The organism is Actinocatenispora sera, assembly GCF_018324685.1.
Taxonomy (GTDB): Bacteria; Actinomycetota; Actinomycetes; order Mycobacteriales; family Micromonosporaceae; genus Actinocatenispora; species Actinocatenispora sera.
In genome coordinates this window covers 767,121-780,347 of sequence record NZ_AP023354.1, presented here as the reverse complement: position 1 = coordinate 780,347, position 13,227 = coordinate 767,121, and the positions used below count along the sequence as shown (strand labels likewise).

The 13,227-nt window shown below is 74.2% G+C and carries 12 protein-coding genes; 5 read left to right on the top strand and 7 right to left on the bottom strand.

Annotated features, from left to right (window positions below; genetic code table 11):
* Window positions 1–69 precede the first annotated feature (69 nt).
* Together Asera_RS03570 and Asera_RS03565 are read left to right on the top strand one after the other, a co-directional pair.
* Window positions 70–1,425, top strand: coding sequence for an ABC transporter substrate-binding protein (locus tag Asera_RS03570; RefSeq protein ID WP_212804495.1), 1,356 nt, complete (start codon window positions 70–72; stop codon window positions 1,423–1,425).
* Window positions 1,418–2,089 (top strand): glycerophosphodiester phosphodiesterase, encoded by a 672-nt coding sequence (locus tag Asera_RS03565; RefSeq protein WP_030449438.1) that lies wholly within the window; start codon window positions 1,418–1,420, stop codon window positions 2,087–2,089. The genes Asera_RS03570 and Asera_RS03565 overlap by 8 nt, the downstream gene beginning before the upstream one ends.
* A gap of 119 nt (window positions 2,090–2,208) precedes the next feature.
* On the opposite strand, the gene Asera_RS03560 is transcribed toward Asera_RS03565, so the two are convergent.
* From Asera_RS03560 to Asera_RS03545, 4 genes are all read right to left on the bottom strand, one after another.
* Window positions 2,209–2,442, bottom strand: coding sequence for a hypothetical protein (locus tag Asera_RS03560; protein WP_030449439.1), 234 nt, complete (start codon window positions 2,440–2,442; stop codon window positions 2,209–2,211).
* Between the two features lie 70 nt (window positions 2,443–2,512).
* On the bottom strand, window positions 2,513–3,133 hold the full coding sequence (locus Asera_RS03555; protein ID WP_157035166.1) for a hypothetical protein: 621 nt from the start codon (window positions 3,131–3,133) through the stop codon (window positions 2,513–2,515).
* Between the two features lie 206 nt (window positions 3,134–3,339).
* Window positions 3,340–4,035 carry a hypothetical protein gene (locus tag Asera_RS03550; RefSeq protein ID WP_030449441.1) on the bottom strand — a complete coding sequence of 232 codons (696 nt, stop codon included), beginning with the start codon at window positions 4,033–4,035 and terminating at the stop codon, window positions 3,340–3,342.
* A 102-nt stretch (window positions 4,036–4,137) separates the two neighbouring features.
* On the bottom strand, window positions 4,138–4,875 hold the full coding sequence (locus Asera_RS03545; RefSeq protein ID WP_030449442.1) for a zf-HC2 domain-containing protein: 738 nt from the start codon (window positions 4,873–4,875) through the stop codon (window positions 4,138–4,140).
* Window positions 4,876–5,036: 161 nt separating this feature from the next.
* Here Asera_RS03545 and Asera_RS03540 point away from each other — a divergent pair, with 161 nt between their 5' ends.
* The gene (locus Asera_RS03540) at window positions 5,037–5,618 is read left to right on the top strand and encodes a sigma-70 family RNA polymerase sigma factor (RefSeq protein WP_030449443.1); all 582 of its coding nucleotides are present in this window, start codon (window positions 5,037–5,039) and stop codon (window positions 5,616–5,618) included.
* A gap of 203 nt (window positions 5,619–5,821) precedes the next feature.
* Complete coding sequence (locus Asera_RS03535; protein WP_030449444.1) at window positions 5,822–6,415, top strand: DUF5134 domain-containing protein; 594 nt, start codon at window positions 5,822–5,824, stop codon at window positions 6,413–6,415.
* Window positions 6,416–6,489: 74 nt separating this feature from the next.
* Here Asera_RS03535 and Asera_RS03530 read toward each other — a convergent pair whose 3' ends face one another.
* The 3 genes from Asera_RS03530 to Asera_RS03520 all read right to left on the bottom strand — a co-directional run bounded on the left by Asera_RS03530 (window position 6,490) and on the right by Asera_RS03520 (window position 10,501).
* Window positions 6,490–7,320 carry an SWIM zinc finger family protein gene (locus tag Asera_RS03530; RefSeq protein ID WP_051802992.1) on the bottom strand — a complete coding sequence of 277 codons (831 nt, stop codon included), beginning with the start codon at window positions 7,318–7,320 and terminating at the stop codon, window positions 6,490–6,492.
* The gene (locus Asera_RS03525) at window positions 7,317–10,016 is read right to left on the bottom strand and encodes a DEAD/DEAH box helicase (protein ID WP_280529698.1); all 2,700 of its coding nucleotides are present in this window, start codon (window positions 10,014–10,016) and stop codon (window positions 7,317–7,319) included. The genes Asera_RS03530 and Asera_RS03525 overlap by 4 nt, the downstream gene beginning before the upstream one ends.
* A gap of 275 nt (window positions 10,017–10,291) precedes the next feature.
* The gene (locus Asera_RS03520) at window positions 10,292–10,501 is read right to left on the bottom strand and encodes a DUF5999 family protein (protein WP_030449447.1); all 210 of its coding nucleotides are present in this window, start codon (window positions 10,499–10,501) and stop codon (window positions 10,292–10,294) included.
* Window positions 10,502–10,878: 377 nt separating this feature from the next.
* Between Asera_RS03520 and Asera_RS03515 the strand changes: the two genes are divergently transcribed.
* Window positions 10,879–13,065: a putative bifunctional diguanylate cyclase/phosphodiesterase gene (locus Asera_RS03515; protein WP_030449448.1), complete on the top strand. Its 2,187-nt coding sequence runs from the start codon at window positions 10,879–10,881 to the stop codon at window positions 13,063–13,065.
* Window positions 13,066–13,227 lie beyond the last annotated feature (162 nt).

Here is a 13,227-nt window from a genome sequence, read left to right as displayed (position 1 = left end):
GAGGTGGCGCGGCGGTCCACCCCCCGACCGCCGCGCCACCTCCGGCCCCGCCAGAACGGAGCACCGACCATGACGATCCCCGCTCGACTCTCCCGCCGGTCGCTGCTCGTGGCATCCGGCGGCGCGGCACTCGCACTGACCGGATGCGGCGGCGGGAAAGCCGCCGGAGACAACGGTTTTGCGCAGGCGACCGGCAACAAGGTCCCGCAGCGGTACGCCAAGCGCACCCGGGTGGTGGTCTGGCACGCGTACGCGGCGAAACCCGGGGCCGCGCTGAACGAGTTGGCCAAGCGGTTCAACGAGTCCCAGTCCGACGTGTACGTCGAGACCCAGTTCCAGGGCAGCTACGACGACGTGACGCAGAAGGTCACCGCCGCGGTTCAGGCCCGGAAGATCCCCGATCTGGTCACCCTGTCCGCGCCGGCCTGGCACACGTTCTACCTCAACGACCTGCTGGAGCCGCTGGACGGCTACTTCGGCGCCGGACTCCAGCGCACCGCCTACCACCCGGAGCTGCTGTCCGAGGGTGTGCTGAAGGACAAGGTCTGGTGGGTGCCGTTCGCCCGGTCGACGCCGATCTTCTACTACAACAAGACGCTCTTCGCCAAGGCGGGGCTGCCCGACCGCGGCCCGGCCACCTGGGACGAGTGGCGCGGGTGGGCCAAGCAGCTCAAGGGCCTGAAGGTCAAGGGCAAGCAGGTCAAGATGGAGGCGTACCAGAAGATCGACGGGCACTGGCAGTTCCAGGGCTCGGTATGGCAGTGGGGCGGCGCGTACTCCGACGGGCTGGACATCCGGATCGACCAGGACCCCGCGGTCGCGGCCGGCGAGTGGCAGCGCAAGCTCATCTTCGACGACAAGGTGGCCTACATGTCCGACAGCCCGCCGGTCGACCTGCAGAACCAGCTGATCGCCACGCTGGTCACCTCGACCGGCGGCCTGCAGGGGACGACCGAGGCGGCGCAGAAGGCCGGCTGGGAACTCGGCACCGCGTTCGTACCCAAGAAGGACAAGCAGGCCGTGCCGACCGGCGGCGGTGGGTTCGGCATCATGGCCTACGCGGGCAAGGAACGCAAGCAGGCCGCGTGGGCGTTCATCGAGTACTGCGCCAAACCGGCCAGCGCCGCATACTGGGCGCTGCAGACCGGCTACCTGCCCGTGGTTCCCGCCGCGACGAAGGAGCCGGACCTGGCGAAGCGGCTCGCCGCCGACCCGAGCTTCTCCACCGCCACCAAGCAACTCGCGATCGCGCGCAAGGCCGACGACGTCACGCTGTGGGTGCCGAACGCCGATGTCATGATCTACACCGGGCTGCAGAAGATCTGGACGGACAACCAGCCCGCCGGTACGGTCTTCGCCGACGTCGCCAGCCAGCTGCGCAAGGGCGCGGACAAGGTACGGAAGGCCGTGGAGAAACATGTCTGACCGAATCCGCATCATCGGGCACCGCGGCGCGGTCGGACTGGAGCCGGAGAACACGCTCCGCTCGTTCCGCCGGGCTCAGGCGGTCGGCGCCGACGAGGTCGAGCTCGACATCCGCCGCTCGGCGGACGGCCACCTCGTCGTCGTGCACGACGCCACGGTGGACCGCACCACCGACGGCACCGGTGCCGTCGCCGAGCTCACCCTGGCCCAGCTGCAGGCGCTGGACGCCGGCGGCGGCGAGCACATCCCCACCTACGCGGAGGTGCTCGACGCCATCGACATCCCGGTACAGACCGAGATCAAGGCGATCGAGGCGGTACCGGGGTTCGCCGCGCTGGTGCGCGATCGGGGCCTCGCCGACCGGGTGTACGCCGCGTCGCACCACGCCGAGATCCTCGCCGCGGTGCGCGAGGCGGTACCGGAGGTGGCGCGAGCGCTGATCCTGCCGTCCTCGCCGGCGGACGCGGTCGAGCAGGCCCGGGCCGTCGACGCGTCCTGGCTCGCGCTGGGCATCCGCAACCTCACCGCCGACCTGGTCGCCTCGGTGCACGACGCCGGCATCGCGATCGACGCCTGGCCGGTACCGGATCCGGAGACCCTGGACCGGGCCCGCGCGTTCGGCGTCGCCGCCGTCACCACCGACAACCCGCACCTGCTCGCCTGACCCCGAGGCGACCGTCCAGACCCGGTCCTCGCCACGCCGGTGGTCGAGCTGGCCGCCGAGACCGGGCCCGCCGGGGCGACGGCCCCGCGTCGAACCCGCCGCGGGCAACCGGGTACGCGTCAGCCGGCGGCCCGGTCCATCCGGGGCTGCCAGTACAGCTCCAGCCGGGACAGGTCGGTGCCGGCGGGCAGCCGCACCGTGTCGCTCTCCTGGCACCTGCCGGCGGACAACGCGGCCGTGGACGCCTCGTCGGACCGGTCGCACATCGGCTCGTCCACCACGACCAGAGGGTCGAGATCGCCGGCCAGGATGCGGCCGTGCCGATCCCGGAGCACCACGACGACGTACTGCACGTACTGCCGGGACCGGTGGTCGAGATGGAGCTCGAACCCGATCCGGGCGGTCGCCTGGTAGCCGCGGGTGTCAGTCGTCGTGCCGAAGACACGCAGGTGCCCGATGGTCGCTCTGGTGCAGCGGTGCGTCGAGGCCGGCGTACGCCTTGCCCGCGGCGGCGATCCGGTCCACCGGGATCCACCCGGCGCCGACGACCTGCACGCTGATGCCGGTGACCGAGCCGAGCCAGCCGTCGTCGGCGTGTTCCTGGCTGAAGAACTGGCCGGTGATCGCGGTCTCGGCGCCCGGCGCGAGCGCCTGAACCTGCGTGACGTCGGTGCCGTCGCCGAAGACGCCGGCCGACCGGCCGGGCGCCGGCCGCAGCCGCACCCGTACGGAGATCGCGTAGGCGCCGTCCGGGCACGGGTTGCGGAGCACCGCGGCGTACCGGATCCTGCCCTCCTCCCGGGCCACCGACCAGCCCTGATCGGCCACCTGTACCTCGCAGATCCGCCCGGGCGCGGGCAGCGAGCCGAGAGCCTGCCGCGTCGCGGTGGGCGCGATCGTCGGATCGTTCCACCGGTGCACGCCGACCACCAACCCCGCCACGACCGCCAGCAGCACGACACCGGCCAGCCCGGCCAGTGCCGCCCGGCGCCGCCGCCCCGGCCGCGCCGCGTCGGCCACCGGCGCGTCGGCGACCGCGGACACCGGCGCACCCCCGGGCTCGACGGCCGGCCCATCGACGTCCGGCCCGGGGCCGCCAGCTTCGGGTTCGGCCGGCTCGACTGGGTCGGGGTCGGGTGCATCGGGCTCGGTCGGCCCAGCCGGGCAACGTTCGGGTTCGACCGGGTCGGCCGGCTCGACTGGGTCGGGGTGGGCTTCGGGGCCGGTCGGCGTGGGGTCGGACGAGGTACTCACGAGCGGGTCCCGGCGTGCGAGCGCAGCCTGGCGACGGTGGCGCGGGTGATCGCGGCGGCCGCCCACCGGTGCCGGTCCTGGGTCATCCGCTCACCGGTCAGCTCGACGTACACCTCCAGCAGCAGGTTCTCCTCGCGCACGGCGATCAGGTAGCCGCCGCCGACCGCGTACGCATCGGCGCCGGTGGCCTTCGCGGTACAGAACGCGGTGGGCACGCCGAGGCCGGTCGCGTCGGTGAACGGGCCCGGGCTCGGGACGACCCGCTGCGGTGTCGGCAGTGAGACGTCGCCGGTGGCGCCACGGAGGTCGCCGCCTCTGCTGTGCACGTACGCCCGGGCGGCCTGGTGCCGGGACGGATAGACCGCGAACGCGACTCGGACCAGGCTGTTGGCGCCGCCGGCAGCCGCGTGCAGGTCGTATCCGCCGGTGCAGTAGTCGACCCGGAGCCCGGTCTCCCCACCGGTCCCGTCGTCGTGCGTCGGCACCGAGCGGGACCGGTCGGTCGCGAACGGGTCGGCGGTCCGCAGCGGCGACACGTCGACCAGGTCGCACGGCCGGCGCACCGGGTCGTACCGCCCGGCGGCGCTCCACCGGACCGCGCCGACGGCCGCCGCGACGGCCAGGACGGCGGCCGCCCCGCCGAGCCACCACCGGACCCGGCGCGATCGTGCGGCGGGGATCGGATCGTCCATGCGGCGGGCTCCGGGAATCGAGGCGACGACAACGCAGCAGAGTGTCTCAGTCGTCCGCAACTGCGGGAGTCTGCTCCGTTTGTGGCGTCGTTCCCGGGCCGGTCAAGCGGCGCGCCGGCGGTTGACCGGGCGGAGCCGGCGGCCCGGGTGCTCCGGCGGTACCAGCGGGGTCGGCGCGTCGCCCGTGGTCGGCCGGTGCGGCACGCCGTCCGCCGTCTCGTCCGAGCGCGCGACCGGACCGCGGGTACCGTCGGTGGCGGCCCGGCGGACCATCAGCATCAGGGTGAAGCCGATCAACAGCAAGCCGTGCTCGGAGACCCGCATCGCGGTCACCGTGCCGGCGGCCAGATCACGGATGCAGAACGCGGTCAGCAGCACCAGGAAGCCGCCGACCACCGGAATCAGCCCGGCCGCGGCGCGGGACCGCCAGGCCACCCACGCCATGCCCACGCCCAGCGCCACGTTCCACGCCGTGCTCTCGTCGAACAGGTGCGCGCCCATGTCGTGCCCGCTGGACGCCGGCATCCCCGCGTGCCAGCCGAGCAGTTGCGCCAGCCCGAGCGCCAGCTGCGCCGCGGCGACCACGGTGAGCGCGATCCGCCAGCGGCGACCGGCGCCGGCGCGCGTCGGCCAGGCCGTCGCCAGTACCCGGTCGGTCAGGTCCGGCTCGGCCACCGCCGGCCGGACCCGCAACCGCCGGGTCAGTGCGGTCGCCTGCCGCTGCCAGGAATGGCACGCCGCACACCCGGCCAGGTGCTGATCGGTCGACTCGGCCGGTACCGGCTCGGTCTCGCCGTCCAGCTGCGCCGACAGCGCCGTACGACACTGCTCACACTCCATGCCTGTGACAGTCGTCGGCGGTGGCCGTCGAGTTCCCGGCGCCCGGCTGCGGTCGGCCGGGGAGCGGCCCGTACCCTGTTCTACGTTTCGTCGAACTGCTGTCCCGGGGCAAACGGGACGGCGCCGACGGTCCGGCCCGGACCGGTCGCGAAGGGAGCGGCGTGGGACACCCGGCGCGTGACGATGCGCAGCTCACCGCGTGGGCGCTCGCCGCGGGTGCCGGTGACCGGAACGCCGCGGAGGCGTTCATCCGGGCCACCCAGCGCGACGTCTGGCAGCTCGTCGCGCACCTCACCGACCCGCAGCGGGCCGACGACCTCGCCCAGGAGACGTACCTGCGTGCCTTCGGCGCCCTGGGCCGCTTCGCCGGCCGGTCCACCGCCCGTACCTGGCTGCTGTCGATCGCGCGGCACGTGGTCACCGACCACATCCGTACCCGGTACCGGCGGCCACGCACGGTCGACGCCGACTGGATCCGGGCGGCCGAGCACCGGCAGCTGCGCGCCTACCAGGGCGGCGCCGGGTTCGTCGAGCTGGTGGAGACGGTGCAACTGCTCGCCGGGCTCGACCCGGACCGGCGGGAGTCGCTGGTGTTGACGCAGATCCTCGGCCTGGACTATGCCGAGGCGGCGACCGTGTGCGGCTGCCCGGTCGGCACCATCCGGTCCCGGGTGGCCCGGGCCCGCGCCGACCTGCTCGCCGCCCGCGCCGACGACCCCGCCACCGACTCGCACACCGGCTGACCCGCGCCGTCGCCCGGCTGCCCGGGTCGCACCACACCATCCCGCGGCGTCGCGTGGCGCTGGCCCGCATCGCCGTGACGCCGGCGTACCCGTGGGCACCCGGCGTCGCCGTTGGCGCATCCCCACAGGGTCGGCGATGACATTCGTGCTGCCGCGTCGTCTGCCCCGGTAGGACCCCGTCGTCCGGACCGGAGGAGGCCACCGTGTCGGAACCGTTGCTGCCGCTGTGGCTGCGGCTGGTCGCGATCCTGGCGCTTGCCGGGATCACCGTGGTGCATCTGCGGCACGTGCGCCGTGCCGCCCGCGCGGAGCGGGTCTGGCACACCGGTCACCTGGTCATGGCGATCGGCATGGTCGCCATGCTGGTGCCGTCCGGCGCGCTGGCGGTACCCGCGGTCGCCGGCGAGGTGGCGTTCGGGGTCTGCGCGGTCGGCTCGGCGGTGCTCGGCGCGGCTCGGCTCCGGCGGTACCGGCCGAGCCTGCCCTGGTTCGCCGCCGCGGTCGGGCACGCGGGCATGGCCTGCATGTTCGCGCTGCCGCGGCCCGGCTTCGAACTGATCGTCTGGGTGCTGGTGCTCTGCTGCGGGTTGACCGCGTTGGGCTGGGCGACGGGCCAGCTGCCGGCCGGGGACGGCACGGTAGCCGGGACCGGGGGCGGCGCGGTGACCGGGTCCGGCGGCGCGGCGCACCCGGTGGCCGTACGGGTGTCGCTCGCCGCGATGGCGCTGACGATGGCGTACCTGTTGGTCGCGATGCAACTCGCGATGCCGGCCGGCCACACCATGCCGGGCATGTGACGGTCCGGCATGGTGTGGCCGCCGCCAGGCCGCCGACCACGCCGACGCCGGTGGCGGTGCGGCGGCGGTGCCGGTCAGGACAGCAGGTCGTGGGCGCGGCGGGCGGCCCGCGCCGCGAGCGCGGCCAGCGCGTCCAGGTCGACGCCGTCGATCGCCGGCAGCGGTACGGGGGTGCCGGGCTCGGCCGGCGGCCGCAGTGGCGCGGGCAGCGGTGCGGGCACCCGCGCGTACGCCTCCGCCGCGGCAACGGTGTCCACAAGGGACGGTGCCGGGGCCGGTGTGGTGCTGCCGCGGCGGTCGCGCAGGGCACCGAGCACCGCGGTACGGGGCCGGCCGCGCAACAGCAGCAGCGCGAACGGATCGGTGTCGAGCAGGTCGGCGAGCACGTAGCACAGCGCCGCGGCGTGCTTGCACGGCACCGCCCGGTCCGGGCAGTTGCAGGAGACGGTCAGCTCGCGCGGGCCGGGCAGCAGCGGCAGCCCGGCCGCCGCCACATCGTCCACGATGGACGGTGGCAGCTCGCCGTCGAGCAGCGCGGCGGCGTGCGCGAGCCGGCCGCCGATCACGTCCAGGACCCGGCCCCACTCGGCACCGTCGAACGTCGCCACCCGGACCTCGACCTCGTACGGCGTGGGTCGGCTGCCGCGCACGCGCGCCGCCGCGGCGCCGGCGGTCACCACCGCATCGCGCACCGCGCCGGACCGGGCGTACGTGCGGCCCCGCGGCAGCCGGTTCGGGTCGATCAGTGCCTGCTGCTGCAACGCATCCAGCCACGCCCGGGACCACCAGGTCGCGCCGAACCGGCGCCGCGCCGCCGGCGCCACGTCCCCGATCACGATCTCCCGGTCCGGCGCCGCGCCGTGTCGGGCCGGTGACGTCGCGACCCGGCGCCCCCGCTCGGTCATGCCAGCGCCACCAGGTCGGCGAGTTCGGTGTCGGACAGCTCGGTCAGCCAGGTCTCGCCGGTACCGACGACCGCGTCGGCGAGCGCCCGCTTGTCCGCGATCAGCTTCGCCACCCTGTCCTCCACGGTGTGTTCGGTGACCAGCCGGTGTACCTGCACCGGCCGGTCCTGGCCGATCCGGTACGCCCGGTCGGTCGCCTGGTCCTCGACCGCCGGGTTCCACCACCGGTCGACGTGGATGACGTGGCTGGCCCTGGTCAGGTTGAGCCCGACGCCGGCGGCCTTGAGCGACAGCAGGAACACCGGCGCGCCGCCCTCGTCGAACCGGCGTACCCGCTCCTCGCGTTGGTGCACCCCGAGCCCGCCGTGCACCAGCAGCGTGTCCACACCGCGGTCGGCCAGGTGCCGCTCCAGCAGCCGGCACATCTGCACGTACTGGCTGAACACCAGCACCGATTCGCCCTCGGCGAGGATCACGTCGAGCAGCTCGTCCAGCGCGGCCAGCTTGCCGGACCGGCCGGCCAGCGGCCCCGGCTCGCCGAGGTACTGCGCGGGATGGTTGCAGATCTGCTTCAGCGCGGTGAGCAGCTTCAGCACCAGGCCGCGCCGGGCGACGCCCTCGGCCGCCTCGATCTCGGCCATCGTGTCGCGCACCACCGCCTCGTACAGCGTGGTCTGTTCGGGTGTCAGCGGGACCAGCTCGTCGGTCTCGGTCTTCGGTGGCAGCTCCGGTGCGATGCCGGGGTCGCTCTTGCGCCGCCGCAACAGGAACGGCCGGGTCAGGGTGGCGAGGCGGCGGGTGGCGTCGGCGTCGCCGTACCGCTCGACCGGGATCGCGATCCGGCGCCGGAAGTCCGCCAGCGGGCCCAACAGCCCCGGCGTGGTCCAGTCCACTATGGACCACAGGTCGGTGAGCCGGTTCTCCACCGGGGTACCGGTCAGCGCGATCCGGGCCACCGCCGGCACGGCGCGCAGCGCCTTCGCGGTGCGCGACAGCGGGTTCTTCGCCGCCTGCGCCTCGTCCGCGACCACCAGCCCCCACCGCGCGCCGGCGAGCGTGGCGGTGTCGGCGCGCAGTACGCCGTAGCTCGCCAGCACGATCTCGTCGCCGGCCAGCTCGCCGAGATCCCGGTTGCTGCCGTGGAACCGGCGCACCGCGATGCCCGGCGCGAACCGGTGCACCTCGCGCTCCCAGTTGCCCAGCAGCGAGGCCGGGCAGCAGACCAGGGTAGGTCCACAGTGGAGGGTACGGCGATGCAGGTGCAGCGCGATGATCTGCAGCGTCTTGCCCAGCCCCATGTCGTCGGCGAGGCAGCCGCCCAACCCGGTGCCGGTCATGGCCGCCAGCCAGCCGAGACCGCGGCGCTGGTACGGCCGCAGTGTGGCGTCCAGCCCGTCCGGCGGCGGCACGTCCGCACCCGCCCCGGCCAGCCGCTCGACCAGCTCGGCCAGCGGCCGGTCCGGCGTGAACGGCACCTCGCCGTCGGTCGTGGACAGGGTGCCGGTGAGCGCGGCAGCCAGGGCCTGGCCACCGCCGACCCGCTGCCGGCGCCGCCGGAGCCGGGCGACCAGCGACCGGTCCACCCGCACCCACCGGCCGCGCAGCCGGATCAGCGGCCGCTTCGCCTCGGCCAGCGCGGTCAGCTCGTCCTCGGTCAGCTCGGTGCCGTCCAGGGTGGCCTGCCACTGGAAGTCGAGCAGCTCGTCGAGTCCGAACGCGGCCGGGCCGGTCGCCGCGGGCCGCTTCGTGGTGGCGGCGAGCCGGGGCGAGTGGTCGATCAGCTCGGCCGGCCACAACACGTCGGCGCCGGCCGTACCGAGCGCCGCTGCCGCCTCGAACAGCCCGTCCACGTCCTCGTCCGCCAGCGGCAGCGCGCTCGGCGCGTGTTCGGCCAGTGCGGCCGACAGCGGGGGCCACACCCGGGCCGCGCGCCGCAACGCCAGCAGTACGTCGGTTTCCGCGTCCGCACCGAACCGGTCCAGCACCTCGCTCGGCGCCGACCACAGCCGGGCCAGCTCGACCACCAGGCTCGGATCCCCGGCACTGCGCATCGCCAGCGCCACCGAGAACCCGTCGCTTGCCGGGGTTTCCCCCGCCGCGACCGGTGCTGCCGGCATCGTCGCCGCGACCGGCGCTGCCGGCACCGTCGCCGCGACCGGGTCGCCCGCCGCGACCGGCGTGGGTAGGCACAGCCGCAGCACCAGCCGGACCGAGCCGGCCAGCTCGGTGTCGATCGCGGTCAGCAACCGCCGGTACGGCTCCGCCGGCAGCGGCTCGTCCGCGGCGTACCCGGCGACGGCATCGAGGCGCGCCGCGTCGGAGTCCACCGCGGTACCGAGGTGCGCCCCGCCGTCGGCGGTGCGGGCGAGGGTGTCCGCGAGGGCGTCCCAGCAGGCGCTGATCAGCGATTCCGGGGTACGCAGCAGCGCCCGGCCGGTGCCCGCTGTCGGCGCCGCGTACGCCTCCGGCGGCATCGCCGCCGCGCACCGGTGCAGCCAGTCGGCCGCGGCCGGATCCGGGAGTACCCGCCAGGCGGCGGTGCCGGTGGCGCTGCGGCCGGGGGCGAGCCGGCCGGCGGCGAGCTGGCCGAGCCCGGACAGCACGACGGCACGCCAGGCCCGGGCCGAGTCGGTGTCGTCGTCGCCGTCGAGCAACCGGCGTACGGCGGCCTCGATCGGCAGGATGTGGGCGGGCATGCGGTGCCGGCGAATCCGTCCGTACGCCGATTGAGCGACAACGAACTGCGAATCGGTGTCGGATATCCGACCGTCCGACCGCCAGAATGCGAAGGTGCCACGTCGCGCCGGGTCGCCCGGCAGAAACGTCGCGTGTACCGCGTGGTCACCCATGGCATTGAAGGCTACCCAAAGCGCGGTGGCCGGTTTTTCGCCGAAACGACGAATCCCGGGGCAAAGCCCCGGGACATTCGATGCGGATCATGCTGCCGTGGCCGGTGTCGGCCGACGGTGGGTCAGTGCTTCGCGCCGGCGCCAGCGATCACGGAGCGTGTATCCGGCGGTGCGAGGGTGTGGCCGTCGGGGAGGATCTCCCCGTCGTCCTCGAACAGGATGACGCCGTTGCACAGCAGGCTCCAGCCCTGCTCCGGATGAGCCGAGACGACGTGCGCCGCCTCCCGGTCGAGGGCCAGCGCCGAGGGGCATTCCGGCGTATGGAGGCACATAGCTCCTCCATTGCGGTAGTGGTGGGATGGGAGCCATCCCCGGTCTCATCAAGTCTGCGCCGCAGGTACGGAACCTTCAAGCGAATCACCGTCCGAGGAGAATATTTCCCCTGTTCGTATCCGGAGCGTTACCAAGCTGGCCCCGGGCGCCCCACCGTACGGCCGATGCCCCCTCGCCGACCGGGCGTGCCGTCCGGGGCCGAAAACCCGCGCACGGTGAGCGTCGTACCGGTGTGCGCGCGTACCGCTTCTGCGCGTGACGCCCGCTCGGCCAGCGGATCGATCGGTAAACCCTTGTGACATTCCATGGTTCGTTTCCGGTCGTATTCTCATTCACACGCGACCCGCACCGAGCCGGGTCGAGGGGGGTGCTCGGCGTGACGAGGGAGGTCGACGCGCGGCGAACCCGGTTCACCAAGCGTTGGGCCCGGGGCATCGCCGACCGCGCGTTTGTCCCGATGTCGTCCGATGAACTGGTCGGCTACCTCAGCGACCTGTCCGATCGGATCGTCGCGCTGCACACTGCCGCGACGTTCGACCCGGACCAGGCCCGCGAGGTCGGTGCCGCGCTGGTCGCCGCGGACGTCACCGATTCCGGCGCGCTCGGCCTGACCCTCACGCTGCTCACCGACGACCCGCTCACCGCGACCGCCGGTACCGCGAAGCGGCGGCGGGAGATCCGCGCCGCGCTCGCCGACGGGTTCGCCGCCGCGCTGCGCGAACGGACCCTCGCCGAGCAGGAGTCGATCCGGCTCGCCCTGGTCGACGCGCGCCGGCAGGCCGAGCAGGCGCTGTCGGTCAGCCAGGCCCGGTTCCAGGCGGTGTTCAGCGAGGCGGCGATCGGCATCGCGCTGATCGACGACCAGCAGCGCATCGCGGACGCCAACCAGGCGCTCGGCGACCTGCTCGGCCGCCACCCGGACGGGCTCGCCGGCCACGGCCTCGACGAGTACGCGCACCCGCAGGACGCCGGGGCGGTCCGGTCGGCGGTGGCCGGGCTGTTCAGCGGCACGCCGACCCCGGTGCAGCTGGAGCGGCGGTTCGCCGGCCGGGACGGCGCGCTGGTCTGGGGCCGGATGACGCTGACCACGATCGAGGCGCCCGCCGGCCACCAGTACGCGGTGGCCATGATCGAGGATTCCACCGAGCGCCGGCTGCTCGAGGCGCGGCTGGAATACCAAGCCTGGCACGACCCGCTGACCGGGCTGGCGAACCGGGAGCTGCTGCTCAGGCGGCTGAACGAGACGCTCACCGGCACGAACGGCAGCCCCCACGGCACCGGCGGCAACAACGGCAACGGCTCGGCCGGCGGTACCGGTGCTGCCGGCTCGGCCGGGGGCATCGGCCTCTGCTACCTCGACCTGGACGGCTTCAAGTCGGTCAACGACTCGTACGGGCACGAGACCGGCGACGGGGTGCTCGTCGCGGTCGCGCAGCGGCTCGATCTGGCGCTGCGGCGCACCGGCTGCCTGGTAGCCCGTACCGGCGGGGACGAGTTCGTGATCCTGATCGACGACGCGGACGGCGAGCCGGTGCGGTGCGGCGAGCGGGCGCTGGCCGCGCTGCGCGACCCGCTGCGGGTCGGCGGGCACGAGCTGTCGGTGTCGGCGTGCGTGGGTGTGGTCGACCGGGTGGTCGACCGGTTCACCGCCGCCGAGCTGATGCAGGCCGCCGACACCACGCTGTACTGGGCGAAGTCGGAGGGCGCCGGCCGGCTGGCGGTGTTCGACCCGGACCGGCACGCCCGCGAGGTCGCCCGCTACTCGCTCGCCGCGGCCATGCCCGCCGCCGTCGAGCACGGCGAGTTCGTGGTCGAGTACCAGCCGCTCGTCGGGCTCGCGGACAACCGGCTGCGCGGGGTGGAGGCGCTGGTGCGCTGGCGGCACCCGGAGCTCGGCTGGCTGCCGCCGGACCGGTTCATCAACCTCGCCGAGGAGACCGGCGCGATCGTCCCGCTCGGCCGCTGGGTGCTGCGGTCCGCGTGCGAGCAGGCCCAACGCTGGCAGGACATCGCCGCCGACGACTTCTTCGTCAGCGTCAACCTGGCCGTCCGGCAGGCGCACGAGAAGCACCTCACCGACGAGGTCTCCGAGGTGCTGTCGAGTACCGGCCTGCCGGCCGACCGGCTCGTGCTGGAGCTGACCGAGAGCGCGATCATGGGCCCGGCCGCCGAGCCGCTGCGGGCCCTGCACGCGCTCACCGACATGGGTGTCCGGCTGGCCATCGACGACTTCGGCACCGGCTACTCGAACCTCGCCTACCTGCGCCGGCTGCCGGTGCACGCGCTCAAGATCGCCGGCTCCTTCGTGTCCGGGATGGCCGACGCGACCGACAACGGTGTCGGCGGTCCGGACCCGGTGGACGAGCGCATCGTCGAGACGCTGGTGGAGCTGGCGCACGCGCTCGACCTGACCGTCATCGCCGAGGGGGTGGAGACGGTCGGGCAGGCCAGCCGGCTCCGCGAGTTCGGCTGCGACGTCGGCCAGGGCTGGCACTTCGCCCGGCCCAGCGCACCGGACGCGATCACCGCCCGGCTCATCGCCGAACGCAACAACCACCACTGACGGCACGGCCCGAGTTCAGGACGGCGCCGGCTCACCGGGCACCCGCTGCCCGGCCGAGGCGTCGACCCGGTGGTCCCGGCCGTGCGGTCGCCCCGGACAGGGTGAGGGCCGGCCTCCACGTGGTGGCGGGGCCGGCCCTCCTCGGTGGCTACCGAGTCGTGT